The following is a 23,556-nucleotide window of genomic DNA, read 5'->3' on the forward strand; positions in this document are numbered from 1 at the left end:
CTGTAAAAAGAAGGAGGGAAATTCAAAATGGCGATTAAAAAGTATAAACCGACCTCTAACGGACGTCGTGGCATGACAACTTCAGATTTTGCTGAAATCACGACTGACCAGCCGGAAAAATCCTTGCTTGCTCCCCTTCATAAAAAAGGCGGACGTAACAACCAAGGTAAATTGACTGTACGTCACCAAGGTGGCGGACACAAACGCCAATACCGTGTTATCGACTTCAAACGCGATAAAGATGGTATACCTGGACGCGTTGCTACAGTTGAATACGATCCAAACCGTTCAGCTAACATCGCACTAATCAACTATGTAGACGGAGAAAAACGTTACATTCTTGCTCCTAAAGGAATTCAAGTAGGTACTGAAATCATGTCTGGCCCAGAAGCTGACATCAAAGTAGGTAACGCACTTCCGCTTATCAACATCCCTGTTGGTACAGTTGTGCATAACATTGAATTGAAACCTGGTAAAGGCGGACAGCTTGTACGCTCTGCTGGTACATCTGCTCAGGTTCTTGGTAAAGAAGGTAAATACGTTCTTGTACGTCTTAACTCTGGTGAAGTTCGCATGATCCTTTCTGCTTGCCGCGCTTCTATCGGTCAAGTAGGTAACGAACAGCACGAACTGATCAACATTGGTAAAGCAGGACGCTCTCGCTGGAAAGGCATCCGCCCTACAGTCCGCGGTTCTGTAATGAACCCTAACGATCACCCGCACGGTGGTGGTGAAGGACGCGCGCCAATCGGACGTAAATCACCAATGTCTCCATGGGGCAAACCGACTCTTGGATTCAAGACACGTAAGAAAAAGAGCAAATCTGATAAATTTATCGTACGTCGTCGTAAAAATAAATAACGGGGTTGTCTACGGTTCATATCGGACCGTAGTGCAATCACGAAGGGAGGTTCCAAAATGGCTCGCAGCTTGAAAAAAGGACCATTTGTCGATGGACACTTGATGGCAAAAATCGAGAAATTAAATGAAACGGACAAGAAACAAGTTGTAAAAACTTGGTCTCGCCGTTCTACTATTTTCCCACAATTTATCGGTCACACAATCGCAGTCTATGACGGACGTAAACACGTGCCTGTATTCATTTCTGAAGATATGGTAGGCCACAAGTTGGGTGAATTCGCTCCAACTCGTACGTACAAAGGCCACGCTAGTGACGATAAAAAAACAAGACGCTAAGAGAGGAGGCTTTTAAATGCAAGCTAAAGCTGTTGCAAGAACAGTCCGTATTGCTCCTCGTAAAGCACGTCTAGTAATGGACCTGATTCGAGGTAAGCAAGTAGGCGAAGCAGTATCTATCTTGAACTTAACTCCGAGAGCTGCTTCTCCAATCATCGAAAAAGTTTTAAAATCTGCTATCGCAAATGCTGAGCACAACTACGAAATGGACGCTAACAATCTGGTTATTTCTCAAGCATTTGTTGACGAAGGCCCAACGTTAAAAAGATTCCGCCCGCGTGCTATGGGACGTGCGAGCCAAATCAACAAACGTACGAGCCACATTACAATCGTTGTATCAGAAAAGAAGGAGGGATAAGTAGTGGGTCAAAAGGTAAATCCAGTCGGTCTTCGTATCGGAGTCATTCGTGATTGGGAATCTAAGTGGTACGCTGGTAAAGATTACGCTGACTTCCTGCACGAAGATTTAAAAATTCGTGAATACATTAGCAAACGCCTTTCTGACGCTTCTGTTTCTAAAGTAGAAATCGAGCGTGCAGCAAACCGCGTTAACATTACGATCCACACTGCTAAGCCTGGTATGGTAATCGGTAAAGGCGGATCTGAAGTTGAAGCACTTCGTAAAGCCCTTAACAGCCTTACTGGCAAGCGTGTACACATTAACATTCTTGAAATTAAAAGAGCTGATCTTGATGCTCAGCTAGTAGCTGACAACATCGCTCGTCAACTAGAAAACCGTATTTCTTTCCGCCGTGCGCAGAAACAACAAATCCAACGCACAATGCGTGCTGGAGCACAAGGTGTGAAAACAATGGTTTCCGGACGTCTTGGCGGAGCTGATATCGCTCGTTCTGAATACTACAGTGAAGGAACTGTTCCATTGCACACATTGCGTGCTGACATTGACTATGCAACATCTGAAGCTGACACAACTTACGGTAAGCTCGGTGTAAAAGTCTGGATCTATCGTGGAGAGGTTCTTCCTACTAAGAAGAAAACTGAGGAAGGAGGAAAATAATATGTTATTACCAAAACGCGTTAAATATCGCAGAGAGCATCGCGGAAAAATGCGCGGTCGCGCTAAAGGCGGTACTGAAGTACATTTTGGTGAGTTCGGTATCCAGGCTCTTGAAGCATCATGGATCACTAACCGCCAAATCGAAGCTGCACGTATTGCGATGACTCGTTACATGAAACGTGGCGGTAAAGTTTGGATTAAAATTTTCCCTTCAAAACCTTACACTGCTAAACCGCTTGAGGTACGGATGGGTTCCGGTAAAGGGGCTCCTGAAGGCTGGGTAGCTGTTGTAAAACCGGGCAAAGTTTTATTTGAAATTTCTGGTGTGTCTGAAGAGGTAGCTCGTGAAGCTCTTCGTCTTGCATCTCACAAATTGCCAATTAAAACGAAGTTCGTAAAACGTGAAGAAATTGGTGGTGAATCAAATGAAAGCTAATGAAATTCGTGACCTTACCACTGCTGAAATTGAACAAAAAGTAAAGTCTCTTAAAGAAGAACTTTTCAATCTTCGCTTTCAATTAGCGACAGGACAACTTGAAAACACTGCTCGCATTCGTGAAGTGCGCAAAGCTATCGCGCGCATGAAAACTGTGATTCGTGAAAGAGAAATTGCTGCTAACAAATAATCACTGAGGGGAGGTCGTGAGCATGAGCGAACGTAACCAACGCAAAGTTTACCAAGGCCGTGTTGTTTCTGACAAAATGGATAAAACCATCACTGTTGTTGTTGAAACATACAAGAAAGACCCTATTTACGGTAAACGCGTAAAATACTCAAAGAAATTAAAAGCACATGATGAAAATAATCAAGCTAAAATCGGAGACATCGTAAAGATCATGGAAACTCGTCCATTATCTGCGACTAAACGTTTTCGTCTAGTAGAAGTTGTCGAAGAAGCTGTTATTATCTAATAAAGTTCGGAATTCTTTTTCCGAAGGGAGGTAACAAAAAATGATTCAACAAGAGACTCGTTTAAAAGTAGCTGACAACTCTGGTGCACGTGAAGTACTGACTATTAAAGTTCTTGGCGGTTCTGGACGCAAAACGGCTAACATTGGTGATGTAATTGTTTGCACGGTTAAACAAGCAACACCTGGAGGCGTTGTCAAAAAAGGTGAAGTCGTAAAAGCTGTTATCGTTCGCACAAAAAGCGGAGCGCGCAGAACTGACGGATCATACATCAGCTTCGATGAGAATGCATGTGTTATCATCCGTGACGACAAGAGCCCGCGTGGAACACGTATCTTCGGACCGGTTGCTCGTGAATTACGTGAAAACAACTTCATGAAAATTGTTTCTCTAGCTCCAGAAGTTATCTAATGAAATAAATGCCTTAGTCAAGGAGGTGCGATCAGGATGCATGTGAAAAAAGGCGATAAAGTAATGGTTATCTCTGGTAAAGATAAAGGCAAACAAGGTACGATCCTTGCTGCTTTCCCTAAAAAGGACCGCGTTTTAGTTGAAGGTGTGAACATGGTGAAGAAACACTCTAAACCGACTCAAGCAAACCCTCAAGGCGGTATTTCTAATCAAGAGGCGCCAATTCATGTATCAAACGTTATGCCGCTCGATCCTAAAACAGGTGAAGTGACTCGCGTAGGATACAAAGTGGAAGATGGCAAAAAAGTTCGTGTAGCAAAAAAATCTGGGCAAGTCTTAGATAAATAGTATTTAAAGGAAGGGAGGTCTATCTCATGAACCGCCTTAAAGAAAAGTACAATAAAGAAATTTTACCTGCTTTAATGACGAAGTTCAACTACGACTCTGTTATGCAGGTGCCAAAAATCGAAAAAATCGTAATCAACATGGGTGTTGGTGATGCTGTTCAAAACGCGAAAGCAATCGACAGTGCTGTTGAAGAATTAACGTTTATCGCAGGTCAAAAACCTGTCGTTACTCGTGCGAAGAAATCAATTGCTGGATTCCGTCTTCGTGAGGGAATGCCTATCGGTGCGAAAGTAACTCTTCGCGGAGAGCGCATGTATGATTTCCTTGATAAACTTATTTCTGTATCTTTACCGCGTGTACGTGACTTCCGCGGGATTTCTAAGAAATCTTTCGACGGTCGCGGCAACTACACTCTTGGTATTAAAGAACAGTTAATCTTCCCTGAAATTGACTACGATAAAGTAACAAAGGTTCGCGGAATGGACATCGTTATCGTAACGACTGCTAACTCTGACGAAGAGGCTCGTGAGCTATTAACTCAAGTAGGTATGCCGTTCCAGAAATAATCAATGAAAGGGAGGCGAAATCGTGGCTAAAAAGTCAATGATTGCGAAACAACAACGTACACCAAAGTTTAAAGTGCAAGAGTACACTCGCTGTGAACGCTGCGGACGTCCGCACTCAGTCATTCGTAAATTTAAACTTTGCCGTATTTGTTTCCGTGAGCTTGCATATAAAGGACAAATTCCTGGCGTGAAAAAAGCCAGCTGGTAATCCCCAAGAAAGGGAAGGAGGTAATTATATAATGGTTATGACAGATCCAATTGCAGATATGCTGACTCGTATTCGTAATGCAAACATGGTACGTCATGAGAAGCTTGAAATTCCTGCTTCTAAATTGAAAAGAGAAATTGCTGACATTTTAAAGCGTGAAGGTTTCATTCGTGACGTTGAGTTCGTAGAAGACAGCAAACAAGGCATCATCCGCGTTTTCTTGAAATACGGACAAAACAACGAGCGTGTTATCACTGGTCTTAAAAGAATCAGCAAACCAGGTTTGCGTGTATACGCTAAATCAAATGAAGTACCTCGCGTACTTAACGGTCTTGGAATCGCGATTATTTCTACATCACAAGGTGTTTTAACGGACAAAGAAGCCCGTGCAAAACAAGCTGGTGGAGAAGTACTAGCATACGTTTGGTAAGAAGTTTAACAAGAATGGAGGTGTTTTAGTATGTCTCGTGTAGGTAAGAAACTGCTTGAGATCCCTTCAGAAGTTACAGTAACGCTGAACGCTGGCAACACTGTAGCTGTGAAAGGACCAAAAGGAGAATTAACTCGTACATTCCATCCTGATATGGAAATCAAAATTGAGGACAACGTGCTTACAGTCACTCGTCCTTCTGATCATAAGGAGCACCGTGCTTTGCATGGTACGACTCGCAGTCTGCTTGGAAACATGGTTGAAGGCGTATCTAAAGGATTTGAAAGAGGTTTGGAATTAGTCGGTGTCGGTTATCGTGCGGCTAAATCCGGTAACAAACTTGTTTTAAACGTTGGATACTCTCACCCGGTTGAAATCGTTCCTGAAGAGGGCATCGAAATCGAAGTTCCTTCTCAAACAAAAGTAGTTGTAAAAGGTACAGACAAAGAACGCGTAGGAGCTATCGCTGCTAACATCCGCGCTGTACGTTCTCCAGAGCCTTACAAAGGTAAAGGAATTCGCTACGAAGGTGAAGTTGTTCGCCGTAAAGAAGGTAAATCTGCTAAGTAAGACCGCTTAAAGTGAAGAAAGGAGTGACCTAGATGATTACGAAAACTAGCAAAAATGCTGCTCGTCAAAAAAGACATGCTCGTGTTCGTGCTAAACTTTCAGGCACAGCTGAAAGACCTCGTCTGAATGTGTTCCGTTCAAACAAACACATTTATGCTCAAATCATCGATGATGCAAACGGCGTTACACTTGTTAGTGCGTCTACTCTCGATAAAGATTTGAACGTGGAAAGCACTGGAGACAGCGCTGCTGCTGCTAAAGTCGGTGAACTGGTTGCGAAACGCGCTGCTGAAAAAGGCGTTTCTGACGTAGTATTTGACCGCGGCGGATACTTATACCATGGACGTGTAAAAGCTCTGGCCGATGCAGCTCGTGAAGCCGGACTGAAATTTTAATAAAAAAAGGAGGGACACATGATTATGCGTCGTATTGACCCAAGCAAATTAGAGTTAGAAGAACGCTTAGTTACGGTTAACCGCGTAGCGAAAGTTGTTAAAGGTGGTCGTCGTTTCCGTTTCGCAGCTCTAGTCGTTGTCGGTGACAAAAACGGTCACGTAGGTTTCGGTACTGGTAAAGCACAAGAAGTACCTGAAGCAATCCGCAAAGCTGTTGAAGATGCGAAAAAGAATTTGATTGAAGTACCAATGGTTGGAACTACGATTCCACACGAAATCATCGGACGTTTCGGTGCAGGCAATATCTTGTTGAAACCTGCTTCTGAAGGTACTGGAGTTATCGCTGGAGGCCCTGTACGTGCGGTACTTGAGCTTGCTGGCGTAGCTGATATCCTTTCTAAGTCTTTAGGTTCTAACACACCGATCAACATGATCCGTGCAACACTTCAAGGTTTAAGTGAGCTTAAACGTGCCGAAGACGTTGCGAAGCTTCGTGGAAAATCAGTAGAAGAACTGTTAGGATAAGGAGGGAACATTAATGGCTAAATTAGAAATTACCCTCAAACGCAGTGTAATCGGTCGTCCGGAAGATCAGCGCGTTACTGTGAGAACACTAGGTTTAAAGAAAACAAACCAAACTGTTGTTCACGAAGATAACGCTGCGATCCGCGGTATGATTAATAAAGTATCTCATCTAGTTTCTGTTAAAGAACAATAAAAATAAACTATAGGCTAAGGAGGTGTCCTAATGAAACTTCATGAATTAAAGCCTTCAGAAGGTTCACGTAAAACGCGCAATCGCGTAGGTCGTGGTATTGGTTCTGGTAACGGTAAAACAGCTGGTAAAGGTCACAAAGGTCAAAACGCTCGTTCTGGCGGCGGTGTACGCCCAGGATTCGAGGGGGGACAAATGCCTTTATTCCAACGTCTTCCTAAACGCGGTTTTACAAACATCAACCGTAAGGAATACGCTGTAGTGAACGTAGACAAATTGAACGGTTTTGCGGAAGGAACGGAAGTCACTCCTGAACTTCTTCTTGAGACTGGTGTTATTAGCAAACTTAAAGCAGGAGTAAAGATTCTTGGCAACGGTAAATTAGAGAAAAAATTAACTGTAAAAGCCAATAAATTCTCTGCTTCTGCGAAAGAAGCTGTTGAAGCTGCTGGCGGTACAGCTGAGGTGATCTAACTTGTTTAAGACAATCTCCAACTTTATGCGTGTGAGTGATATTCGGAATAAAATCATATTTACATTACTCATGCTTATCGTCTTTCGCATAGGTGCGTTTATCCCTGTGCCTTACGTTAACGCTCAGGCGTTACAGACACAGAGTTCAATGGGGGTTTTTGATCTCCTTAATACATTTGGCGGCGGTGCGCTTTATCAATTCTCCATTTTCGCAATGGGAATTACGCCTTACATCACTTCTTCCATCATCATTCAGCTGCTTCAGATGGATGTGGTGCCGAAGTTTACCGAGTGGTCTAAGCAAGGTGAAGTAGGCCGCCGTAAATTAGCTCAGTTCACGAGATATTTTACGATTGTGCTTGGATTTATCCAGGCGTTGGGTATGTCATACGGGTTTAACAACCTGGCGAACGGTATGCTGATTGAAAAATCCGGCATATCGACATATCTGATTATTGCTTTAGTACTCACTGGCGGAACTGCTTTTTTAATGTGGCTTGGAGAACAAATTACTTCTAATGGAGTAGGTAACGGAATTTCGATCATCATCTTCGCGGGGATTGTGGCTAGTATTCCGAAAACTGTTGGGCAAATTTATGAGACTCAGTTTGTCGGCAGCAGCGATCAGCTGTTTATTCATATTGTAAAAGTCGCTTTATTGGTGATTGCGATCCTGGCCGTTATTGTTGGAGTTATTTTCATTCAGCAAGCCGTCCGTAAAATCGCAATTCAATATGCAAAAGGCACAGGTCGTTCACCTGCTGGCGGAGGCCAGTCAACACACCTTCCGCTTAAAGTGAATCCGGCAGGGGTTATTCCGGTAATCTTTGCGGTTGCGTTTCTTATAACGCCGCGTACGATCGCGTCATTTTTCGGAACAAACGATGTGACAAAGTGGATTCAAGCCAACTTTGACAACACACATCCGGTGGGTATGACGGTTTATGTCGTCTTAATTATTGCCTTTACGTACTTCTATGCTTTTGTGCAGGTAAATCCTGAACAAATGGCTGATAACCTTAAAAAACAGGGTGGCTATATCCCGGGGGTTCGTCCAGGGAAAATGACTCAAGATAGAATTACGAGCATTTTGTATCGACTTACGTTTGTGGGTTCTATATTCTTAGCCGTGATTTCCATTCTTCCTATCTTTTTCATTCAATTCGCTGGATTGCCTCAAAGTGCACAAATTGGCGGAACATCATTGTTAATTGTCGTCGGGGTAGCCTTGGAGACAATGAAGCAGCTGGAGAGCCAGTTGGTGAAACGTAATTACCGAGGATTTATGAAAAATTAGAGGAACTGGTTTTATCCATTCCTCTAAATAAGAGAGGACGGGGGAAATCCGAAATGAACTTAGTCTTAATGGGACTTCCTGGAGCCGGCAAAGGCACGCAGGGAGAACGAATTGTTGAGGATTATGGGATACCTCATATCTCAACAGGAGATATGTTCCGTGCTGCTATGAAAGAAGAAACGCCACTCGGACTCGAAGCAAAATCTTATATTGATAAGGGAGAGCTCGTACCTGATGAAGTCACAATCGGCATTGTCAAAGAAAGACTTGGCAAAGATGATTGTGAAAGAGGTTTTCTTCTGGACGGATTTCCGCGAACAGTCGCTCAAGCTGAAGCTCTTGAAGCAATTCTTGAGGAATACGGCAAACCGATTGATTATGTCATTAACATTAAAGTAGATAAAGACTCTTTAATGGAACGTTTGACTGGACGCAGAATTTGCAGTGTTTGCGGCACAACCTATCATTTAGTCTTTAATCCGCCGAAAACGCCGGGTATTTGTGATAAAGACGGAGGAGACCTTTATCAACGGGCAGATGATAATGAGGAAACCGTCTCAAAACGGCTTGAGGTCAACATGAAGCAAACTCAGCCTTTACTCGATTTCTATTCTGAGAAAGGGTATCTTGTCAACGTCAATGGCCAGCAGGACATTAATGACGTTTATAAAGATGTGAAGGAGCTTCTTGGAGGATTGAGCAAATGATTATCTGTAAGACCCCTCGTGAGCTTGGTATCATGCGGGAAGCAGGGCGAATCGTAGCTTTGACTCATGAAGAGATGAAAAAGCACATTAAACCAGGAATCTCGACAAAAGAATTGGATCAAATTGCCGAACGTTTTATTCAGAAGCAGGGTGCAATCCCATCTTTTAAGGGGTATAATGGGTTTCGCGGGAGCATCTGTGTATCAGTTAATGAAGAGCTCGTTCACGGAATTCCCGGTAAACGGGTTTTGCGTGACGGTGACATTATCAGCATTGATATCGGTGCTAAATTAAATGGTTATCATGGTGACTCTGCTTGGACTTATCCGGTAGGAAACATCAGTGATGATGATAAACGACTGCTGGAAGTGACAGAGGAGTCTTTATATAAAGGCTTGAAGGAAGCAAAACCAGGTGAACGTTTGTCGAATATTTCCCACGCAATACAAACGTATGTCGAAAATGAGCAGTTTTCAGTTGTTAGGGAGTATGTCGGACATGGTGTTGGTCAAGACTTGCATGAGGATCCGCAAATTCCTCATTACGGTCCGCCAAACAAAGGACCTAGGCTGAAGCCTGGTATGGTTCTCGCTATAGAACCGATGGTTAACGCTGGCAGCCGTTATGTGAAAACATTGGCTGATAACTGGACGGTTGTAACGGTAGATGGGAAAAAGTGTGCTCATTTTGAACATACGATTGCGATTACGGAAACGGGTTTTGATATACTGACAAAAGTCTAGGTGATGAATGATTTCCATGACACATGTTTTCTCTCCGCACCGGGGCAGATTGTACATTTACAATTGGTCGGAAGAAAAATCAGCTAGCTGCTGTCATTGGAATGTATATTCATCGCATGTACTAATAGCAGACGGAGAAAAGCGTACATTTCATTCTCCTTAGAAAAAGAATATCAATCATTAACCCTTATGATTGCGTATCTCCGGAAGTTCAGAACAGTATAAACGAAACAGGGCGTGTGACAAACGGATAACTGAGATTTTCTCTTTTGAAATTTGTCAGAGAGCAAGTTACTGATTTGAAGAAGGGAGAACACTTGAATGGCGAAAGACGATGTAATTGAAGTGGAAGGTACGATAGTCGAAACGTTGCCGAACGCGATGTTCAAAGTTGAACTTGAAAACGGCCATACGGTTTTGGCTCACGTATCTGGTAAAATCCGCATGCACTTCATTCGCATTTTACCTGGAGACAAAGTTACGGTAGAATTATCTCCATATGACTTAACTCGTGGCAGGATTACGTACCGTTACAAATAAAGCACTCCGGAAACTGAAGGAGGTTGGAAACACATGAAAGTGAGACCATCAGTTAAACCAATCTGCGAAAAATGTAAAGTTATTCGCAGAAAAGGAAAAGTAATGGTGATCTGTGAAAATCCAAAGCATAAACAAAAACAAGGATAATTAATAAGGAGGTGCCCAGAGAATGGCTCGTATTGCTGGTGTAGATATCCCACGTGACAAACGTGTTGTTATTTCTTTAACATATATCTTCGGAATTGGCCGCACAACGGCTCAGCAAGTCTTGAAAGAGGCTGGTGTTTCAGAAGATACTCGTGTGCGTGATCTTACTGAAGAAGAACTTGGTAAAATCCGTGATGTTATTGACAAACTGAAAGTAGAAGGTGACCTTCGCCGTGAAGTTTCTCTTAACATCAAGCGTCTGATCGAAATCGGAAGCTACCGCGGAATCCGTCATCGTCGCGGCTTACCTGTTCGCGGACAAAACTCTAAAAACAATGCGCGTACTCGTAAAGGTCCGCGTCGTACTGTAGCTAACAAGAAAAAATAAGTAAGGGAGGTACCTAAACAATGGCTGCTGCTCGTAAACAAAACACGCGTAAACGCCGCGTGAAAAAGAATATTGAGTCTGGAATCGCTCATATTCGTTCAACTTTCAACAACACGATCGTTACGATCACTGATACTCATGGTAATGCTATTTCTTGGTCAAGTGCCGGAGCTCTAGGATTCAGAGGTTCTCGTAAATCTACTCCTTTCGCTGCGCAAATGGCTGCTGAAACTGCTGCTAAAGGTTCAATCGAACACGGACTTAAAACTCTTGAAGTAACTGTTAAAGGACCAGGTTCTGGCCGTGAAGCTGCAATCCGCGCTCTACAAGCTGCCGGACTTGAAGTTACAGCTATCAGAGACGTAACTCCTGTTCCTCATAATGGATGCCGTCCACCAAAACGTCGCCGCGTGTAATTTGTTTGTATAGATTTTGTGTCCCTGTCAATAATGGGTTATGATACAGTTATTTATGAAACGAATGCACCGACTCGTTGCCTGAGCACATACGGGACTAAACAATGGGGAATTTCGGATGGAATCTCATATGATTCTATTCGAGGTTTCGACGTTTTGAAGGAGGGTTTTAAGTAATGATCGAGATTGAAAAACCAAAAATCGAAACGGTTGAAATCAGCGACGATGCCAAATTTGGTAAGTTTGTCGTAGAGCCGCTTGAGCGTGGATATGGTACAACTCTGGGTAACTCCTTACGTCGTATCCTCTTATCCTCACTCCCTGGTGCCGCTGTAACATCGATCCAGATAGATGGTGTACTGCACGAATTCTCGACAATCGAAGGCGTTGTGGAAGATGTTACAACGATTATCTTGCACATTAAAAAGCTTGCATTGAAAATCTACTCTGATGAAGAGAAGACGCTTGAAATTGATGTACAGGGCGAAGGAACTGTAACAGCAGCTGATATTACACACGATAGTGATGTGGAAATCCTGAATCCGGATCTTCATATTGCGACTCTTGGTGAGAATGCGAGTTTCCGAGTTCGCCTTACCGCTCAAAGAGGACGTGGGTATACACCTGCTGATTCAAACAAAAGAGACGATCAGCCAATCGGCGTGATTCCGATCGATTCAATCTTTACGCCAGTTTCTCGTTTATCTTATCAAGTAGAAAACACTCGTGTAGGCCAGGTTGCAAACTATGACAAACTTACACTTGATGTTTGGACTGACGGAAGCACTGGACCGAAGGAAGCAATTGCACTCGGTTCAAAGATTTTAACTGAACACCTTAATATATTCGTTGGTTTAACTGACGAAGCTCAGCATGCTGAAATCATGGTTGAAAAAGAAGAGGATCAAAAAGAAAAAGTTCTTGAAATGACGATTGAGGAACTCGATCTTTCTGTCCGTTCTTACAACTGCTTGAAGCGTGCGGGCATTAACACGGTTCAAGAACTTGCGAACAAGACGGAAGAAGATATGATGAAAGTTCGCAACCTGGGACGCAAATCACTTGAAGAAGTGAAAGCGAAACTTGAAGAACTTGGACTCGGCCTTCGCAAAGACGATTGATCTAGTTTCCATGTGAACTAGGATTTTCGTGTGTTTTTTATTTAGAAACAGCATTCCATTAAAGGAGGGGACATCACATGTCATACAGAAAACTAGGACGTACGAGTTCACAGCGTAAAGCTATGCTTCGTGATCTTACAACAGATTTGATCATCAACGAAAGAATCGAAACAACAGAAACACGTGCGAAAGAACTTCGCTCTGTTGTTGAAAAGATGATCACTCTTGGTAAGCGCGGTGACTTGCATGCTCGTCGTCAAGCAGCTGCATACATTCGCAACGAGGTTGCTAATGAAGAAAATAACCAAGATGCACTTCAAAAATTATTCTCTGACATTGCAACTCGTTACGAGGAGCGCCAAGGCGGATACACACGTATTATGAAGCTTGGTCCTCGCCGTGGTGACGGTGCACCAATGGCAATCATCGAATTGGTTTAATCACATATTTTTGTGTATCTAAAGAAGGGCGGGACAGTTTCTAACTGGATCTATGCCCTTTTTTTAGATACAAGAACTTTTTATAAAGAGATAGAAAAGCAGAGCTATAGCTGAGAGGAGGTCAGGCACCCATGGATCAAAAACAGCTCATATCAGTAAAGGACATCATATTCCGATACCGCAAAGACGCAGAAAGACCGGCGCTTGACGGTGTATCTTTGCAGGTATATGAAGGAGAATGGCTTGCCATCGTAGGTCATAACGGTTCAGGGAAGTCGACACTGGCCCGGGCGCTGAACGGCTTGATTCTGCCTGAGGCGGGAGACATCCAGGTCGGCGGCATCAAACTGACGGAGGATTCCGTATGGGATGTCCGGAAAAAGATAGGGATGGTCTTCCAAAATCCCGATAACCAATTTGTCGGAACAACGGTTCGCGATGATGTGGCTTTTGGTTTAGAAAACAATGGTGTCCCGCGCGAAGAAATGATTGAGAGAGTAGACTGGGCAATCAAACAAGTAAATATGCAGGATTTTCTCGATCAAGAGCCGCACCATCTCTCCGGGGGCCAAAAACAAAGAGTTGCGATTGCAGGAGTTATTGCTGCGCGTCCTGATATTATCATCTTGGATGAAGCGACATCAATGCTTGACCCGGTCGGGAGAGAAGAAGTCCTTGATACTGTAAGACGCTTAAAGGATCAGGGCATGGCCGCCGTCATTTCGATTACACACGACCTGAATGAAGCCGCAAAGGCGGACAGAATCATTGTCATGAATGGCGGCAGGAAGTATGCCGAGGGTTCGCCTGAAGAGATTTTTCAATTAAATGAAGACCTGGTTCGAATCGGTCTTGATTTGCCTTTCTCATTCCAGCTCAGCCTGCTTTTGAAAGAAAGCGGACTGGCTTTGAAAGAAAACCATCTGACTCAGGAAGGGCTGGTGAATGAGCTGTGGACATTAAAATCAAAGATGTAGAACACCGCTACCAAATCAAGACGCCGTTTGAACGTCTCGCTTTGTATGATATCAATGCCGTAATCAAAGAGGGCAGCTATGTTGCCGTCATCGGCCATACAGGGTCGGGTAAATCAACGCTTCTGCAGCATTTAAACGGTTTGCTGAGACCTACAAAAGGACAGCTTGAGCTTGGCAGCACGACGCTGGAAGCCGGTAAAAAGAATAAAGACCTGAAGGCTTTGCGAAAAAAAGTCGGAATCGTTTTCCAATTCCCCGAACATCAGCTGTTTGAGGAAACCGTACTGAAGGACATTTCGTTCGGCCCTATTAATTTCGGAGTAAAAAAAGAAGTGGCTGAACGGAAGGCAAAAGAGATGCTGCAGCTTGTGGGTCTTCCTGCTGAGATCTTGGATCGGTCTCCGTTCGAATTAAGCGGAGGGCAGATGCGCAGAGTTGCGATCGCCGGCGTTCTCGCGATGGAACCGGAAGTTCTGGTTTTGGACGAGCCGACGGCAGGCCTTGATCCGAGAGGGCGCCAGGAGATTATGGACATGTTTTATGAGCTTCATCAGCGAGGCAATCTGACAACCGTCCTCGTTACCCATAGTATGGAGGACGCGGCCCGCTACGCTGACGAGATGATTGTCATGCATAAAGGAACCATTAAAGCGACGGGAAGTCCGCGTGATTTGTTTGCCAATGATGAAGAAATGGCTGAGATGGGTCTGGATCTCCCTGAAACGATCAAATTTCAGAGACGGCTGGAGGCCTCTCTGGGAATGACATTTAAGGAGCCCATGCTGACGCTTCAAGATGCTGCGGCTCAAATTAAGGCTCTCTTTCAGGAGGAAAAAGACCAATGATGGATAGCATGATTATCGGTAAGTATGTTCCCGGATCATCGCTTATTCACCGCTTGGACCCGAGAACAAAACTTGTCAGCATTTTTCTGTTTGTATGTATCGTTTTCTTGGCAAACAATGTGCAGACGTACGCCTTGCTTGGTTTATTCACATTCGGAGTTATCGCTTTAACACGTGTGCCGTTCGGATTTTTGCTGAAGGGGCTTAAGCCGATTATCTGGATTGTAGCGTTTACGTTTTTACTGCATATTTTCATGACGCATGAAGGTCCCGTGATTGTTCAGTTTGGCTGGTTTAAAGTATATGAGGGAGGACTTGTTCAGGGGATATTTATTTCTCTCCGTTTTGTTTACCTCATTTTCATGACCACGCTGCTGACGTTAACAACGACGCCGATCGAGATCACCGACGGTATGGAACAGCTGTTGAACCCTTTTAAAAAGGTGAAGCTTCCCGTTCATGAGCTCGCTCTGATGATGTCGATTTCATTGCGGTTTATCCCGACGCTGATGGAAGAAACAGATAAGATCATGAAAGCGCAAATGGCGAGGGGAGCAGATTTCACCAGCGGCCCGGTGAAAGACAGGATAAAAGCGGTTGTTCCGCTGCTGGTCCCGCTTTTTGTCAGCGCCTTTAAACGGGCGGAAGAACTTGCGGTCGCCATGGAGGCGAGAGGATATCAGGGCGGCGAAGGACGAACGAAGTACAGAAAGCTTGTCTGGAGCGGAAAGGATACCGGAGCGATCCTGATCTTTATTGTATTAGCCGCTTTATTGTTTTTCTTAAGAAGTTAGAGGTGCTGCTGTATGAGAATGAAATGTACCATTGCTTATGACGGGCATTTATTTAACGGATATCAGATTCAGCCCGGAAAACGGACCGTTCAGAATGAACTCGAAAAGGCGCTGGCCGTGATTCACAAATCAGATGACAGAGTGCCTGTCGTCTCGTCAGGGCGGACGGACAGCGATGTTCACGCAGAAGGACAGGTCATTCATTTTGATACGCCGCTGTCTATTCCGGCTGAGAAATGGCCGTTTGCGCTGAATGCACTGCTTCCTGATGATATTGCCGTCAAAACAGCAGAAATTGCGGATGATGGGTTCCATGCACGATTTAGCGCAGTCCAAAAGGAATATCGCTATTTTGTATATACGGAGAAACACCCGGACGTATTTAAACGGCATTACGCTTACCATTTTGCATATCAGCTCAATGTGCAGAAAATGAGAGAGGCTTCGGGCTATCTCATAGGAACACATGATTTTACAAGCTTTTGCGCGGCTGACACTGCGGTTCAGGATAAAGTCAGGACAATTTATGAGCTGGACTGGACCGAAACGGAGGACGGCCTGCAAATGCGGATCACGGGAAACGGATTTCTCTATAATATGGTCAGAATTATTGCCGGAACTTTACTGGAAACAGGAGCTGGAAAATTTTCTCCTGAGGACGTAAAAGCGATGCTGGAAGCGAAGGATCGTGAAGCCGCAGGGCGCACCGCACCGGGACACGGGCTGTATTTATGGAGCGTTTGTTATGACAACTAAACCAGGTGTAACATTTTCTTGACAGAGTCTGCATAAAGTTATAAGATATCATATGGTATGTATTTCAACCCCACGATAAGCCCCGGAACTTATTGTGTTGTGAAATAGAACGTAACAGAAGTTTATGAAAAAATGACAGATCATTTAGGAGGGAATTAAATGCGTACAACACCTATGGCTAACGCAAGTACTATTGAACGCAAGTGGTTAGTTGTTGATGCAGCAGGCAAGACTTTAGGACGTCTTTCTACAGAAGTTGCATCTATCCTTCGCGGAAAACACAAACCGACTTACACACCGCACGTTGATACTGGAGATCATGTGATCATCATCAACGCTGAAAAAATCGAGTTAACTGGTAAAAAGTTAACTGATAAAATCTACTACCGTCACACTATGCACCCAGGCGGTCTGAAATCAAGAACTGCTCTTGAAATGCGTACAAACTACCCTGAGAAAATGCTTGAGCTTGCTATCAAAGGCATGCTTCCAAAAGGTTCTCTAGGTCGTCAAATGTTCAAGAAATTGAACGTATACCGTGGTTCTGAGCATCCACACCAAGCACAACAGCCTGAAGTTTACGAACTTCGCGGTTAATTAAAAGGGAGGTTACCAATTTGGCACAGGTTCAATATTACGGTACTGGCCGTCGTAAAAGCTCTGTAGCGCGTGTTCGCTTAGTTCCAGGAGAAGGCCGTATCGTCGTTAATAATCGTGAAATCACTGATTTCATTCCATCTGAAGCATTAATCGAAGATATTAAACAACCGTTAACACTTACTGAAACAGCTGGAAGCTATGATGTTTTAGTAAACGTTAAAGGCGGCGGCTTCGCCGGACAATCTGGCGCTATCCGTCACGGTATCGCTCGTGCGCTTCTTGAAGCAGATCCGGAGTACCGTTTGACGCTTAAACGCGCTGGACTTCTTACTCGTGATTCAAGAATGAAAGAACGTAAAAAATACGGTCTTAAAGGCGCTCGTCGCGCACCTCAATTCTCAAAACGTTAATCGTTTTGGAATCAAAAGCCACAACTTCATTGTTGTGGCTTTTTTTGTATATTTTTCTCATTTCATAAAGGGTATTCAACGTTTTTCTAGAATTGTTTGTTATACCCTATTCATTAAGATTAAGGAGCGCAGTTATAAATGAATAAGTTAGTCATACATAACAGCAAGGCGTGGGATAAGAAAGTGGAATTGGGCAATGAATGGACGGTTGCTGTTGATTCGCACATTATTGAAAATGCGAAAATGGGAAATTGGAGCATCAGAATGACTCCCGGAAAGGATGTTCCGATGGAGTGGTTCCCTTCTGTAGATGGTTTGAAAGTTCTTTGTCTCGCTTCCGGAGGAGGACAGCAAGGCCCGGTGCTGGCTGCTGCGGGAGCTGATGTCACCGTATTCGATAATTCGGAGAAGCAGCTTGCGCAGGACAGAAAGGTCGCTGAGCGGGACGGGCTTACTCTCCGGACTGTGAAAGGCAGCATGAATGATCTCAGCTGTTTTGATGATGAGACATTTGATTTTATCGTGCACCCGGTATCAAATTGCTTTATTGACAATATTCTTCCCGTCTGGAAAGAAGCCTATCGTGTGCTGAAAAAAGGCGGCACTTTGGTTTCCGGTTTTGTGAATCCAGTCGTGTTTTTATTCGATATGGACCTGGAGCAGGAAGGTGTTTTAAAAGTAAAGTATTCCATTCCATTTGCTGACGAAAAGGATCTGACTGAGGATAAAGTAAAAGAACTCATTGAAAATAAAGAAGCGCTTGAATTCGGCCATTCATTAGAAGATCAAATAAAGGGGCAAATTGATGCGGGCTTCATCGTCTCCGGATTTTATGAGGACAAGGGCGGTTTTGTATTGGATGAATACATTAATACGTATTCCGTGACAAGAAGCTTAAAAATGTAAAAAAACAGCATCCCTTCAGAGGTGCTGTTTTTTTGCGGCTTTATGATGCGAGCGGCTGACCACATTAGCTGAAATCGGCTCTATGCCAATTTCTCTTGCCCAAACCGACAGCTGTCCAATATGGTGAATCTCATGTGCAAGAATGTGGCGGAGAATGTCTTCTTTAGGAAAGGTTTGATTCATCCAACCCGGCTTCACGAGATCAATTCCCCTCCCGGAAACTGCATCAATGACATCTTCCCGATACTGTTCAGAAAGCTTTCTGAGATCCTGAATGGTTGTAAAATCAGATTCAACGAATGAAACATCATCTTTACCTAAAATCGCGCGCGCCCAGCTGAGTTCCACATCGATAATATGAAACAAAGTCCGCAAAATGCTGCCCATGCCGCCTGTCCGCGGTTTCGTCAGCTCTTCTCGGCTCAGCTCCTCACATACCGTAAACCATTCATCACGCACCGTCCAATTGTATTGAAACAGCTTTTTCATAACCATCACCTCCGCTCTTCATTCTGTTATATATGATGAAACTCCTTCATTTGGGAGGATTTCCACTATCAACAAAGCATGCTTTTTCCTTTTTACTTCAAAATAACAGTAAAAAGGAGCGTGCATGGCAATGGCAGAGGTATTATCTTTTTCAGATGTGAAACGGCAGAAGGATTTTGAGCTTGAGAAAAATTTACTCAAGGAACTTTCACTTACGCAAATTATCCAATCCGTTAAAGCGTGTCTGACCCCGTTATTCCCCTTTCTGCAAGACGAAAAAGGAATTCTGAGTGAGGGATGCATTGATTTTGCGATTGAAGCTTATTTATTAGGCGGCAGATTCGGCGTCTTCGGTTATTATGGGGAGTCTATGCAAAGGGCCAGTGCCCGCTCGGCAAAGGAAGAGGAAGAATTGAGTTTCGACTTTTTTGAATATCTTTGCAATTGGACGCATGAACAGTACTCGTCCATTGAACAGAGGGAAATATACGAAGCGTCATGCCAATTTATCAAAAGCTGGTGGACGGAAGGATTTCTGGAAAGAGAAAAACAATGTAAGCTCCGCATGAGGTAATCATATTTTCTGCCCCTGTCCCATATTTATTAATAACGGGGACAAGCGGGAGGGGAAGTTATGAGAAAAAAGCTCAAATGGCTCGGTTTTTTACTTGGCTTTATCATATTATTGTTTTTATTTCGATATCAATTTCATAATGATGATTCCTGGAGGCCGTGGAGCCTGCCGCTGAGCGGTAAAATCATTTATCTTGATCCGGGACACGGCGGACCTGATGGAGGCGCGGTGGGAGGCAATAAGCTGGAGAAGGATATTACGCTGGAGGTGGCATCCAGGGTAAAGGACTATTTGCAGGAACAAGGCGCACTGGTTGTGATGACGAGAGAAACTGATACAGATTTAGCTCCTGAAGGAATGAAAGGGTACAGCAGACGCAAGGCGGAAGATCTGAGAAAACGTGTAGAGCTCATTAATCATTCAGAGGCAGAGCTTTATGTCAGCATTCATCTAAACGCCATACCGTCACCCAAATGGAGCGGAGCGCAAAGCTTCTACTATGGAAAATATGAAGAAAATGAAAAAGTGGCAAAATATATTCAAGATGAGCTGAGAATCAATCTGGAGAATACAACGAGGAAGGCCAAACGGATACACGGTATTTATTTAATGCAAAATGTGACAAAGCCGGGGGCGCTCGTGGAGGTCGGATTTTTATCCAATCCTGAAGAAGCCAAGAAGCTCGGCCAGCCTAAATACCAGGACAAAATCGCATCCTCTGTGTATAAAGGCATACTGAGATACTTCACAGAGAAAGGAGACCCTCCGGAGTAAGGAGGGTTTTTCGCCGATTCTGCATTTAATATATGGTATAATACCATTTGTAAACGAATACACAAAGGGTGAGGGTTCGATGATAAGAGAAGATGAAGTAAGAAATCTAGTCGGAAAAATGCGCGAACCTTTTCTTCATAGACCTCTGGGAGAATTGGACGCTGTTAAGGAAGTAAAGGTTAAGCCGGAAAAACGGCACGTCAGTGTAAAAGTCGCATTGGCTAAAACGGGAACGGCTGAACAAATGAATATTCAGCAGGAAATCGTGTCCGTTCTTAAAGAAGCGGGAGCAGAAACTGTCGGACTTCGGTTTGAAGAATTGCCGCAGGAAACATTGGCGAAATTCAGCCAACCGGCAGCTGAAAGTAAAACCTTGCTGAATAGAGACAACCCGCCGGTCTTCCTTGCGGTAGCGAGCGGAAAAGGCGGTGTCGGCAAATCCACTGTATCCGTCAACTTGGCGATTTCTCTTGCCCGGCTCGGCAAAAAAGTCGGATTGATTGACGCTGATATATACGGCTTCAGTGTGCCTGATATGATGGGCATCACGGTTCGTCCGACAGTAGAAGGAGAAAAACTTCTCCCTGTCGAAAGATTTGGAGTAAAGGTGATGTCGATGGGATTTTTCGTGGAAGAAAACGCTCCGGTTGTATGGAGAGGCCCGATGCTCGGCAAGATGCTGAACAATTTCTTTCATGAGGTTGATTGGGGAGACGTCGATTATATCGTTCTTGACCTGCCTCCTGGCACGGGAGATGTTGCGCTGGACGTACATACGATGCTTCCGAGCTGTAAGGAGATTATCGTATCAACGCCGCATCCTACAGCTGCATTTGTAGCAGCCAGAGCAGGTTCAATGGCAATCAAGACGGATCACGAAGTGGTAGGGGTCATAGAAAATATGGCTTACTATGAAAGTGCAAAAACCGGTGAAAAAGAATATGTCTTTGGCCAAGGCGGAGGAGATAAGCTGGCGGAGGAATTGAATGTGCCCCTGCTCGGCCGAATTCCGTTAAAACAGCCTGATTGGGATAAAGACCAGTTTGCACCGTCTGTGTATGACAGAAGCCATCCGACCGGTAACATTTATATGGGCATCGCCCAAAAAGTGATTGAAAAAACATCTGCTGATCAGTAAAAAGGGGACCGGGATCATGTGGTCCCGGCCCTTTATTGACTTTCTTTCCCGGAGCTTGAAGCTGCTTTTTTCAATTCATCCTCGAATTGTTTTTTGAAAAGCGGGCTTGAAAGGGTCTCTGTGATGACGTCTTCTAAATAACTGCGGAATTTTTGGCTTTTAGCCAGTTCGTTGTATTTTTTGTCCATTCCGGGGTCCTGCATGATCTGCATGAAACTTTTCTGATAGTCGGGGTCCTTCATCAGTTTTTTGATGACTTTTTCATGCTCAGGCTGCAATGTTTTAGCAAAGCTTTCCGCAAATTTTGAGTCTTCAAATATGGTTTTCCAAAACTCCGCGCCTTTTTTAGAGGTGAGGGTTTTCTCTATTGTACTTTTGATTGCATTCTGATCAATCACCAATGCCTCATTCATCGCATCATCATTCAATATTTCCTTAATTGCTTTTTTTCCATCATCAGTCTTTAATATATCGACAACCATTTTTTTAGTTTGGTCATAATCCATATCCGCTGCTTGGTCTTTTGGAGCACAAGCTGTTACAGATAACAAAACAAAACAGCTTAGCAATAGCGTTTTGGCTTTTGACATGCATAAGCTCCTTTCCATACTTGTTCTTACTTTTAATATGATTCATCCGATTGGATTTATACATAACAAAATATCGCTGAACGCGATTTGTCAGGGGGATGAAGAAAAGATGAAAAGCCGTGGACTCGTTCGATTTTTCTTTTCGATTTTAGCTGTGGGCGCCCTTATTACAAGCGTTGTGGGGTTTGCGTTGAAATGGGGAGAGTATAAGGGGTTCTTTTTGAATTTTGAAGCCGGCCAGATTTTCTCTGTTCTGATTTGGTTTATTGGGTTGGGGATGATTTTTAGTGTGATAAGCCAAATGGGTTTCTTCGTATTTTTAACGGTGCACCGTTTTGCATTGGAGATCCTGAGGTCAAGCTCGCTATGGAACCTGCTTCAGCTGTTTATTATTCTGTTTGTTGCTTTCGATTTAATGTATGTCAGATTTTTATTTTTCGGCGAGCGGGATGAATCGATTGCAGGATTCGTATGGCTGCCGCTGGCGCTGCTTGCGGTTGGTTTAATGACGGCGTATTTAAAACAAAAGCAGTCCTCGAAAAATACGTTCGTTTCCTCATTGTTTTTAATGGTGGTGATTACGGCGCTTGAATGGGTTCCTGCTCTAAGAGTGAATAATGAGGACTGGCTTTATTTAATGCTGATTCCGCTGATGGGCTGTAATGCATTCCAATTATTAATGCTCCCAAAGTTTGCCCAAAGGTAGTTATTTCACCTCTGAAGATTTGACGTCGGTATTTGCGATAAGATCACCGACGGTCACATTTTTTAATCCTTTTTCTTTTAACTCGCGGATAATAGCGGGTAAAGCTTCTTCCGTTTGTGTTGCGGAATCAGAGGCGTGAAGCAGAACGATGTCACCGCCCTTTATTTTGCTGTTCACATTTTCAATGATTTTATCAGGGCCGGGATTTGTCCAATCCTGTGAGTTAATGCTGTAATGAACCACCGTATAGCGGTACTGCTGTGCAATGGTGAGAACTTTTTTGTTGAATTGTCCGGTAGGCGGGCGCAATAAGTGCACGTCTTTTACACCTAATTTTTTAAAAGCTGTCTGAGCGCGGAGGATGTCCCTTTTTACTTCCTGATCCTCTAAATTGACATAGTTCTTGTATGCGTATCCCATACTTCCAATTTGATGCCCGTCTTTTATAATGCGCTCTACAGTGTCAGGATGCCGTTCTGCCCAAGATGCCGATAGAAAAAAAGTGGCGTTTTTAATGCCGTTTGCTTTTAGTGCGTTCAAAATCGGAACGGCCTTCTCGTCACCCCAGCTGATATCAAATGTAAGTGCCACTTCGCGGGCTTTTGTTTCGCCTTTAGAAATCGCCTTCGGACCGTTAGCAGTTAAAAAGACGGGAAGGGGGACGGCTCTCTGTATATAAAAAAAGCTGGCTGCTGCAAATGCGGCGATGACAATAATGAGTAACTGTTTTATCCGTTTAATATGCCACACATAGAAGTGGTTCACTGATGACGCCTCCTTATCTTGTCCATGCTTGCTTACATCGTATGAAGTTGCGCGGATGAATATAACGATTTATGGCTTTTAAAAAAAATGAAGAAAAAGTCTTGCTTTAAAGAGAGAAAGCATGGTATATTATTATTCGTCGCTGATGAACAGCTGACAACAAAATGCTTCAAAAACAACATGAAAAAAGT

General features: G+C 43.8%; 40 protein-coding genes and 1 pseudogene. 38 read left to right on the forward strand and 3 right to left on the reverse strand.

The genetic code is table 11. The features are described from left to right. The first annotated feature begins 27 nt into the window (after nucleotides 1–27). The 34 genes and pseudogenes from rplB (at nucleotide 28) to AXI59_RS06030 (ending at nucleotide 18,329) form a co-directional block, all read left to right on the forward strand. Nucleotides 28–861 carry a 50S ribosomal protein L2 gene (gene rplB / locus AXI59_RS05870; RefSeq protein WP_061521283.1) on the forward strand — a complete coding sequence of 278 codons (834 nt, stop codon included), beginning with the start codon at nucleotides 28–30 and terminating at the stop codon, nucleotides 859–861. Nucleotides 862–918: 57 nt separating this feature from the next. Further along, nucleotides 919–1,197, forward strand: coding sequence for a 30S ribosomal protein S19 (gene rpsS, locus AXI59_RS05875; protein WP_061521282.1), 279 nt, complete (start codon nucleotides 919–921; stop codon nucleotides 1,195–1,197). A 16-nt stretch (nucleotides 1,198–1,213) separates the two neighbouring features. Then, nucleotides 1,214–1,555 carry a 50S ribosomal protein L22 gene (rplV, locus tag AXI59_RS05880; RefSeq protein ID WP_003156475.1) on the forward strand — a complete coding sequence of 114 codons (342 nt, stop codon included), beginning with the start codon at nucleotides 1,214–1,216 and terminating at the stop codon, nucleotides 1,553–1,555. A 3-nt stretch (nucleotides 1,556–1,558) separates the two neighbouring features. Further along, the gene (gene rpsC, locus AXI59_RS05885) at nucleotides 1,559–2,215 is read left to right on the forward strand and encodes a 30S ribosomal protein S3 (protein ID WP_003328281.1); all 657 of its coding nucleotides are present in this window, start codon (nucleotides 1,559–1,561) and stop codon (nucleotides 2,213–2,215) included. 1 nt (nucleotide 2,216) lies between these two features. After that, a complete protein-coding gene (gene rplP / locus AXI59_RS05890) occupies nucleotides 2,217–2,651 on the forward strand; it encodes a 50S ribosomal protein L16 (RefSeq protein ID WP_003225801.1) in 435 nt (144 codons plus the stop codon). Then, nucleotides 2,641–2,841: a 50S ribosomal protein L29 gene (rpmC, locus tag AXI59_RS05895; RefSeq protein ID WP_003156482.1), complete on the forward strand. Its 201-nt coding sequence runs from the start codon at nucleotides 2,641–2,643 to the stop codon at nucleotides 2,839–2,841. Before rplP ends, rpmC begins: the two co-directional genes overlap by 11 nt. Nucleotides 2,842–2,863: 22 nt before the next feature. Then, nucleotides 2,864–3,127, forward strand: a complete 264-nt coding sequence (gene rpsQ, locus AXI59_RS05900) for a 30S ribosomal protein S17 (protein WP_016935900.1) — start codon at nucleotides 2,864–2,866, stop codon at nucleotides 3,125–3,127. A gap of 40 nt (nucleotides 3,128–3,167) precedes the next feature. Beyond that, complete coding sequence (gene rplN, locus AXI59_RS05905) at nucleotides 3,168–3,536, forward strand: 50S ribosomal protein L14 (RefSeq protein ID WP_017695830.1); 369 nt, start codon at nucleotides 3,168–3,170, stop codon at nucleotides 3,534–3,536. Between the two features lie 36 nt (nucleotides 3,537–3,572). Then, a complete protein-coding gene (rplX, locus tag AXI59_RS05910; protein WP_003156486.1) occupies nucleotides 3,573–3,884 on the forward strand; it encodes a 50S ribosomal protein L24 in 312 nt (103 codons plus the stop codon). A 26-nt stretch (nucleotides 3,885–3,910) separates the two neighbouring features. Further along, complete coding sequence (gene rplE / locus AXI59_RS05915; protein WP_061521281.1) at nucleotides 3,911–4,450, forward strand: 50S ribosomal protein L5; 540 nt, start codon at nucleotides 3,911–3,913, stop codon at nucleotides 4,448–4,450. Between the two features lie 22 nt (nucleotides 4,451–4,472). Next, nucleotides 4,473–4,658: a 30S ribosomal protein S14 gene (rpsN, locus tag AXI59_RS05920; RefSeq protein WP_003156488.1), complete on the forward strand. Its 186-nt coding sequence runs from the start codon at nucleotides 4,473–4,475 to the stop codon at nucleotides 4,656–4,658. 31 nt (nucleotides 4,659–4,689) lie between these two features. Next, nucleotides 4,690–5,088 carry a 30S ribosomal protein S8 gene (rpsH, locus tag AXI59_RS05925; RefSeq protein ID WP_003156489.1) on the forward strand — a complete coding sequence of 133 codons (399 nt, stop codon included), beginning with the start codon at nucleotides 4,690–4,692 and terminating at the stop codon, nucleotides 5,086–5,088. A gap of 30 nt (nucleotides 5,089–5,118) precedes the next feature. Further along, entirely contained in the window at nucleotides 5,119–5,658 is a 540-nt protein-coding gene (gene rplF / locus AXI59_RS05930; protein WP_061527649.1) for a 50S ribosomal protein L6, read from the forward strand. Nucleotides 5,659–5,690: 32 nt separating this feature from the next. After that, complete coding sequence (gene rplR, locus AXI59_RS05935) at nucleotides 5,691–6,053, forward strand: 50S ribosomal protein L18 (protein ID WP_061527650.1); 363 nt, start codon at nucleotides 5,691–5,693, stop codon at nucleotides 6,051–6,053. A gap of 24 nt (nucleotides 6,054–6,077) precedes the next feature. Continuing rightward, a complete protein-coding gene (rpsE, locus tag AXI59_RS05940; protein WP_003328273.1) occupies nucleotides 6,078–6,578 on the forward strand; it encodes a 30S ribosomal protein S5 in 501 nt (166 codons plus the stop codon). A gap of 13 nt (nucleotides 6,579–6,591) precedes the next feature. Continuing rightward, the gene (rpmD, locus tag AXI59_RS05945; RefSeq protein WP_003156497.1) at nucleotides 6,592–6,771 is read left to right on the forward strand and encodes a 50S ribosomal protein L30; all 180 of its coding nucleotides are present in this window, start codon (nucleotides 6,592–6,594) and stop codon (nucleotides 6,769–6,771) included. A 30-nt stretch (nucleotides 6,772–6,801) separates the two neighbouring features. Further along, nucleotides 6,802–7,242, forward strand: coding sequence for a 50S ribosomal protein L15 (rplO, locus tag AXI59_RS05950; protein WP_061521278.1), 441 nt, complete (start codon nucleotides 6,802–6,804; stop codon nucleotides 7,240–7,242). 1 nt (nucleotide 7,243) lies between these two features. Continuing rightward, nucleotides 7,244–8,539 (forward strand): preprotein translocase subunit SecY, encoded by a 1,296-nt coding sequence (gene secY / locus AXI59_RS05955; RefSeq protein WP_061527651.1) that lies wholly within the window; start codon nucleotides 7,244–7,246, stop codon nucleotides 8,537–8,539. A 53-nt stretch (nucleotides 8,540–8,592) separates the two neighbouring features. Beyond that, complete coding sequence (locus AXI59_RS05960; protein ID WP_061521276.1) at nucleotides 8,593–9,246, forward strand: adenylate kinase; 654 nt, start codon at nucleotides 8,593–8,595, stop codon at nucleotides 9,244–9,246. Further along, nucleotides 9,243–9,989 (forward strand): type I methionyl aminopeptidase, encoded by a 747-nt coding sequence (map, locus tag AXI59_RS05965; RefSeq protein ID WP_061521275.1) that lies wholly within the window; start codon nucleotides 9,243–9,245, stop codon nucleotides 9,987–9,989. Before AXI59_RS05960 ends, map begins: the two co-directional genes overlap by 4 nt. A gap of 23 nt (nucleotides 9,990–10,012) precedes the next feature. Then, a pseudogene (locus AXI59_RS20305) lies at nucleotides 10,013–10,333 on the forward strand (KOW domain-containing RNA-binding protein). After that, the gene (gene infA / locus AXI59_RS05970) at nucleotides 10,311–10,529 is read left to right on the forward strand and encodes a translation initiation factor IF-1 (protein ID WP_003156508.1); all 219 of its coding nucleotides are present in this window, start codon (nucleotides 10,311–10,313) and stop codon (nucleotides 10,527–10,529) included. Before AXI59_RS20305 ends, infA begins: the two are co-directional and overlap by 23 nt. A gap of 33 nt (nucleotides 10,530–10,562) precedes the next feature. After that, nucleotides 10,563–10,676 carry a 50S ribosomal protein L36 gene (gene rpmJ, locus AXI59_RS05975; protein WP_003156543.1) on the forward strand — a complete coding sequence of 38 codons (114 nt, stop codon included), beginning with the start codon at nucleotides 10,563–10,565 and terminating at the stop codon, nucleotides 10,674–10,676. Nucleotides 10,677–10,698: 22 nt separating this feature from the next. Then, on the forward strand, nucleotides 10,699–11,064 hold the full coding sequence (rpsM, locus tag AXI59_RS05980) for a 30S ribosomal protein S13 (RefSeq protein WP_061521274.1): 366 nt from the start codon (nucleotides 10,699–10,701) through the stop codon (nucleotides 11,062–11,064). A gap of 20 nt (nucleotides 11,065–11,084) precedes the next feature. After that, complete coding sequence (gene rpsK / locus AXI59_RS05985; protein ID WP_003156547.1) at nucleotides 11,085–11,480, forward strand: 30S ribosomal protein S11; 396 nt, start codon at nucleotides 11,085–11,087, stop codon at nucleotides 11,478–11,480. 176 nt (nucleotides 11,481–11,656) lie between these two features. Further along, on the forward strand, nucleotides 11,657–12,601 hold the full coding sequence (locus AXI59_RS05990; RefSeq protein WP_003156549.1) for a DNA-directed RNA polymerase subunit alpha: 945 nt from the start codon (nucleotides 11,657–11,659) through the stop codon (nucleotides 12,599–12,601). Between the two features lie 77 nt (nucleotides 12,602–12,678). After that, nucleotides 12,679–13,041 carry a 50S ribosomal protein L17 gene (gene rplQ / locus AXI59_RS05995; protein ID WP_003156550.1) on the forward strand — a complete coding sequence of 121 codons (363 nt, stop codon included), beginning with the start codon at nucleotides 12,679–12,681 and terminating at the stop codon, nucleotides 13,039–13,041. 131 nt (nucleotides 13,042–13,172) lie between these two features. Beyond that, on the forward strand, nucleotides 13,173–14,018 hold the full coding sequence (locus AXI59_RS06000; RefSeq protein ID WP_061521273.1) for an energy-coupling factor ABC transporter ATP-binding protein: 846 nt from the start codon (nucleotides 13,173–13,175) through the stop codon (nucleotides 14,016–14,018). Then, complete coding sequence (locus tag AXI59_RS06005) at nucleotides 13,994–14,863, forward strand: energy-coupling factor ABC transporter ATP-binding protein (RefSeq protein WP_061527652.1); 870 nt, start codon at nucleotides 13,994–13,996, stop codon at nucleotides 14,861–14,863. The genes AXI59_RS06000 and AXI59_RS06005 overlap by 25 nt, the downstream gene beginning before the upstream one ends. Continuing rightward, nucleotides 14,860–15,657: an energy-coupling factor transporter transmembrane component T family protein gene (locus AXI59_RS06010; protein WP_061521271.1), complete on the forward strand. Its 798-nt coding sequence runs from the start codon at nucleotides 14,860–14,862 to the stop codon at nucleotides 15,655–15,657. The genes AXI59_RS06005 and AXI59_RS06010 overlap by 4 nt, the downstream gene beginning before the upstream one ends. A 12-nt stretch (nucleotides 15,658–15,669) precedes the next feature. After that, nucleotides 15,670–16,413, forward strand: coding sequence for a tRNA pseudouridine(38-40) synthase TruA (gene truA, locus AXI59_RS06015; RefSeq protein ID WP_061521270.1), 744 nt, complete (start codon nucleotides 15,670–15,672; stop codon nucleotides 16,411–16,413). A 159-nt stretch (nucleotides 16,414–16,572) separates the two neighbouring features. After that, on the forward strand, nucleotides 16,573–17,010 hold the full coding sequence (gene rplM / locus AXI59_RS06020) for a 50S ribosomal protein L13 (protein WP_013350824.1): 438 nt from the start codon (nucleotides 16,573–16,575) through the stop codon (nucleotides 17,008–17,010). A 20-nt stretch (nucleotides 17,011–17,030) separates the two neighbouring features. Next, nucleotides 17,031–17,423: a 30S ribosomal protein S9 gene (gene rpsI / locus AXI59_RS06025; RefSeq protein ID WP_061521269.1), complete on the forward strand. Its 393-nt coding sequence runs from the start codon at nucleotides 17,031–17,033 to the stop codon at nucleotides 17,421–17,423. A gap of 138 nt (nucleotides 17,424–17,561) precedes the next feature. Further along, nucleotides 17,562–18,329 (forward strand): class I SAM-dependent methyltransferase, encoded by a 768-nt coding sequence (locus tag AXI59_RS06030; protein ID WP_061521268.1) that lies wholly within the window; start codon nucleotides 17,562–17,564, stop codon nucleotides 18,327–18,329. Nucleotides 18,330–18,344: 15 nt separating this feature from the next. Here AXI59_RS06030 and AXI59_RS06035 read toward each other — a convergent pair whose 3' ends face one another. Further along, nucleotides 18,345–18,818: a DinB family protein gene (locus tag AXI59_RS06035; RefSeq protein WP_061521267.1), complete on the reverse strand. Its 474-nt coding sequence runs from the start codon at nucleotides 18,816–18,818 to the stop codon at nucleotides 18,345–18,347. Between the two features lie 130 nt (nucleotides 18,819–18,948). Here AXI59_RS06035 and AXI59_RS06040 point away from each other — a divergent pair, with 130 nt between their 5' ends. From AXI59_RS06040 to AXI59_RS06050, 3 genes are all read left to right on the forward strand, one after another. Then, the gene (locus tag AXI59_RS06040; protein ID WP_061521266.1) at nucleotides 18,949–19,392 is read left to right on the forward strand and encodes a YbaK family protein; all 444 of its coding nucleotides are present in this window, start codon (nucleotides 18,949–18,951) and stop codon (nucleotides 19,390–19,392) included. A gap of 60 nt (nucleotides 19,393–19,452) precedes the next feature. After that, on the forward strand, nucleotides 19,453–20,166 hold the full coding sequence (gene cwlD, locus AXI59_RS06045; RefSeq protein WP_061527653.1) for an N-acetylmuramoyl-L-alanine amidase CwlD: 714 nt from the start codon (nucleotides 19,453–19,455) through the stop codon (nucleotides 20,164–20,166). A 79-nt stretch (nucleotides 20,167–20,245) separates the two neighbouring features. Next, nucleotides 20,246–21,304 carry an Mrp/NBP35 family ATP-binding protein gene (locus AXI59_RS06050; RefSeq protein ID WP_061527654.1) on the forward strand — a complete coding sequence of 353 codons (1,059 nt, stop codon included), beginning with the start codon at nucleotides 20,246–20,248 and terminating at the stop codon, nucleotides 21,302–21,304. A 32-nt stretch (nucleotides 21,305–21,336) separates the two neighbouring features. Here AXI59_RS06050 and gerD read toward each other — a convergent pair whose 3' ends face one another. Then, on the reverse strand, nucleotides 21,337–21,894 hold the full coding sequence (gene gerD, locus AXI59_RS06055) for a spore germination lipoprotein GerD (protein ID WP_061527655.1): 558 nt from the start codon (nucleotides 21,892–21,894) through the stop codon (nucleotides 21,337–21,339). A gap of 109 nt (nucleotides 21,895–22,003) precedes the next feature. On the opposite strand from gerD, the gene kbaA reads away from it, so the two are divergent. Continuing rightward, on the forward strand, nucleotides 22,004–22,600 hold the full coding sequence (gene kbaA, locus AXI59_RS06060; RefSeq protein ID WP_061527656.1) for a KinB-signaling pathway activation protein: 597 nt from the start codon (nucleotides 22,004–22,006) through the stop codon (nucleotides 22,598–22,600). On the opposite strand, the gene pdaB is transcribed toward kbaA, so the two are convergent. Continuing rightward, on the reverse strand, nucleotides 22,601–23,365 hold the full coding sequence (pdaB, locus tag AXI59_RS06065) for a polysaccharide deacetylase family sporulation protein PdaB (RefSeq protein ID WP_061521261.1): 765 nt from the start codon (nucleotides 23,363–23,365) through the stop codon (nucleotides 22,601–22,603). Nucleotides 23,366–23,556 lie beyond the last annotated feature (191 nt).

Source organism: Bacillus nakamurai (assembly GCF_001584325.1).
Lineage (GTDB): Bacteria > Bacillota > Bacilli > Bacillales > Bacillaceae > Bacillus > Bacillus nakamurai.

Coding starts and splice junctions, on each gene's coding strand:
- truA (WP_061521270.1), top strand. CDS start 15,670: ATGAGAATGAAATGTACCATTGCTTATGACGGGCATTTATTTAACGGA.
- AXI59_RS05990 (WP_003156549.1), top strand. CDS start 11,657: ATGATCGAGATTGAAAAACCAAAAATCGAAACGGTTGAAATCAGCGAC.
- rplQ (WP_003156550.1), top strand. CDS start 12,679: ATGTCATACAGAAAACTAGGACGTACGAGTTCACAGCGTAAAGCTATG.
- AXI59_RS06010 (WP_061521271.1), top strand. CDS start 14,860: ATGATGGATAGCATGATTATCGGTAAGTATGTTCCCGGATCATCGCTT.
- rpsK (WP_003156547.1), top strand. CDS start 11,085: ATGGCTGCTGCTCGTAAACAAAACACGCGTAAACGCCGCGTGAAAAAG.
- rpsE (WP_003328273.1), top strand. CDS start 6,078: ATGCGTCGTATTGACCCAAGCAAATTAGAGTTAGAAGAACGCTTAGTT.
- rpmJ (WP_003156543.1), top strand. CDS start 10,563: ATGAAAGTGAGACCATCAGTTAAACCAATCTGCGAAAAATGTAAAGTT.
- map (WP_061521275.1), top strand. CDS start 9,243: ATGATTATCTGTAAGACCCCTCGTGAGCTTGGTATCATGCGGGAAGCA.
- rplR (WP_061527650.1), top strand. CDS start 5,691: ATGATTACGAAAACTAGCAAAAATGCTGCTCGTCAAAAAAGACATGCT.
- rplX (WP_003156486.1), top strand. CDS start 3,573: ATGCATGTGAAAAAAGGCGATAAAGTAATGGTTATCTCTGGTAAAGAT.
- AXI59_RS06030 (WP_061521268.1), top strand. CDS start 17,562: ATGAATAAGTTAGTCATACATAACAGCAAGGCGTGGGATAAGAAAGTG.
- rpsM (WP_061521274.1), top strand. CDS start 10,699: ATGGCTCGTATTGCTGGTGTAGATATCCCACGTGACAAACGTGTTGTT.
- rpsH (WP_003156489.1), top strand. CDS start 4,690: ATGGTTATGACAGATCCAATTGCAGATATGCTGACTCGTATTCGTAAT.
- rplM (WP_013350824.1), top strand. CDS start 16,573: ATGCGTACAACACCTATGGCTAACGCAAGTACTATTGAACGCAAGTGG.
- rpmC (WP_003156482.1), top strand. CDS start 2,641: ATGAAAGCTAATGAAATTCGTGACCTTACCACTGCTGAAATTGAACAA.
- AXI59_RS06050 (WP_061527654.1), top strand. CDS start 20,246: ATGATAAGAGAAGATGAAGTAAGAAATCTAGTCGGAAAAATGCGCGAA.
- rpmD (WP_003156497.1), top strand. CDS start 6,592: ATGGCTAAATTAGAAATTACCCTCAAACGCAGTGTAATCGGTCGTCCG.
- rplN (WP_017695830.1), top strand. CDS start 3,168: ATGATTCAACAAGAGACTCGTTTAAAAGTAGCTGACAACTCTGGTGCA.
- rplO (WP_061521278.1), top strand. CDS start 6,802: ATGAAACTTCATGAATTAAAGCCTTCAGAAGGTTCACGTAAAACGCGC.
- rplB (WP_061521283.1), top strand. CDS start 28: ATGGCGATTAAAAAGTATAAACCGACCTCTAACGGACGTCGTGGCATG.
- AXI59_RS06040 (WP_061521266.1), top strand. CDS start 18,949: ATGGCAGAGGTATTATCTTTTTCAGATGTGAAACGGCAGAAGGATTTT.
- rplV (WP_003156475.1), top strand. CDS start 1,214: ATGCAAGCTAAAGCTGTTGCAAGAACAGTCCGTATTGCTCCTCGTAAA.
- kbaA (WP_061527656.1), top strand. CDS start 22,004: ATGAAAAGCCGTGGACTCGTTCGATTTTTCTTTTCGATTTTAGCTGTG.
- rplE (WP_061521281.1), top strand. CDS start 3,911: ATGAACCGCCTTAAAGAAAAGTACAATAAAGAAATTTTACCTGCTTTA.
- cwlD (WP_061527653.1), top strand. CDS start 19,453: ATGAGAAAAAAGCTCAAATGGCTCGGTTTTTTACTTGGCTTTATCATA.
- AXI59_RS05960 (WP_061521276.1), top strand. CDS start 8,593: ATGAACTTAGTCTTAATGGGACTTCCTGGAGCCGGCAAAGGCACGCAG.
- AXI59_RS06035 (WP_061521267.1), bottom strand. CDS start 18,818: ATGAAAAAGCTGTTTCAATACAATTGGACGGTGCGTGATGAATGGTTT.
- AXI59_RS06000 (WP_061521273.1), top strand. CDS start 13,173: ATGGATCAAAAACAGCTCATATCAGTAAAGGACATCATATTCCGATAC.
- gerD (WP_061527655.1), bottom strand. CDS start 21,894: ATGTCAAAAGCCAAAACGCTATTGCTAAGCTGTTTTGTTTTGTTATCT.
- infA (WP_003156508.1), top strand. CDS start 10,311: ATGGCGAAAGACGATGTAATTGAAGTGGAAGGTACGATAGTCGAAACG.
- rpsQ (WP_016935900.1), top strand. CDS start 2,864: ATGAGCGAACGTAACCAACGCAAAGTTTACCAAGGCCGTGTTGTTTCT.
- rpsS (WP_061521282.1), top strand. CDS start 919: ATGGCTCGCAGCTTGAAAAAAGGACCATTTGTCGATGGACACTTGATG.
- rplF (WP_061527649.1), top strand. CDS start 5,119: ATGTCTCGTGTAGGTAAGAAACTGCTTGAGATCCCTTCAGAAGTTACA.
- rplP (WP_003225801.1), top strand. CDS start 2,217: ATGTTATTACCAAAACGCGTTAAATATCGCAGAGAGCATCGCGGAAAA.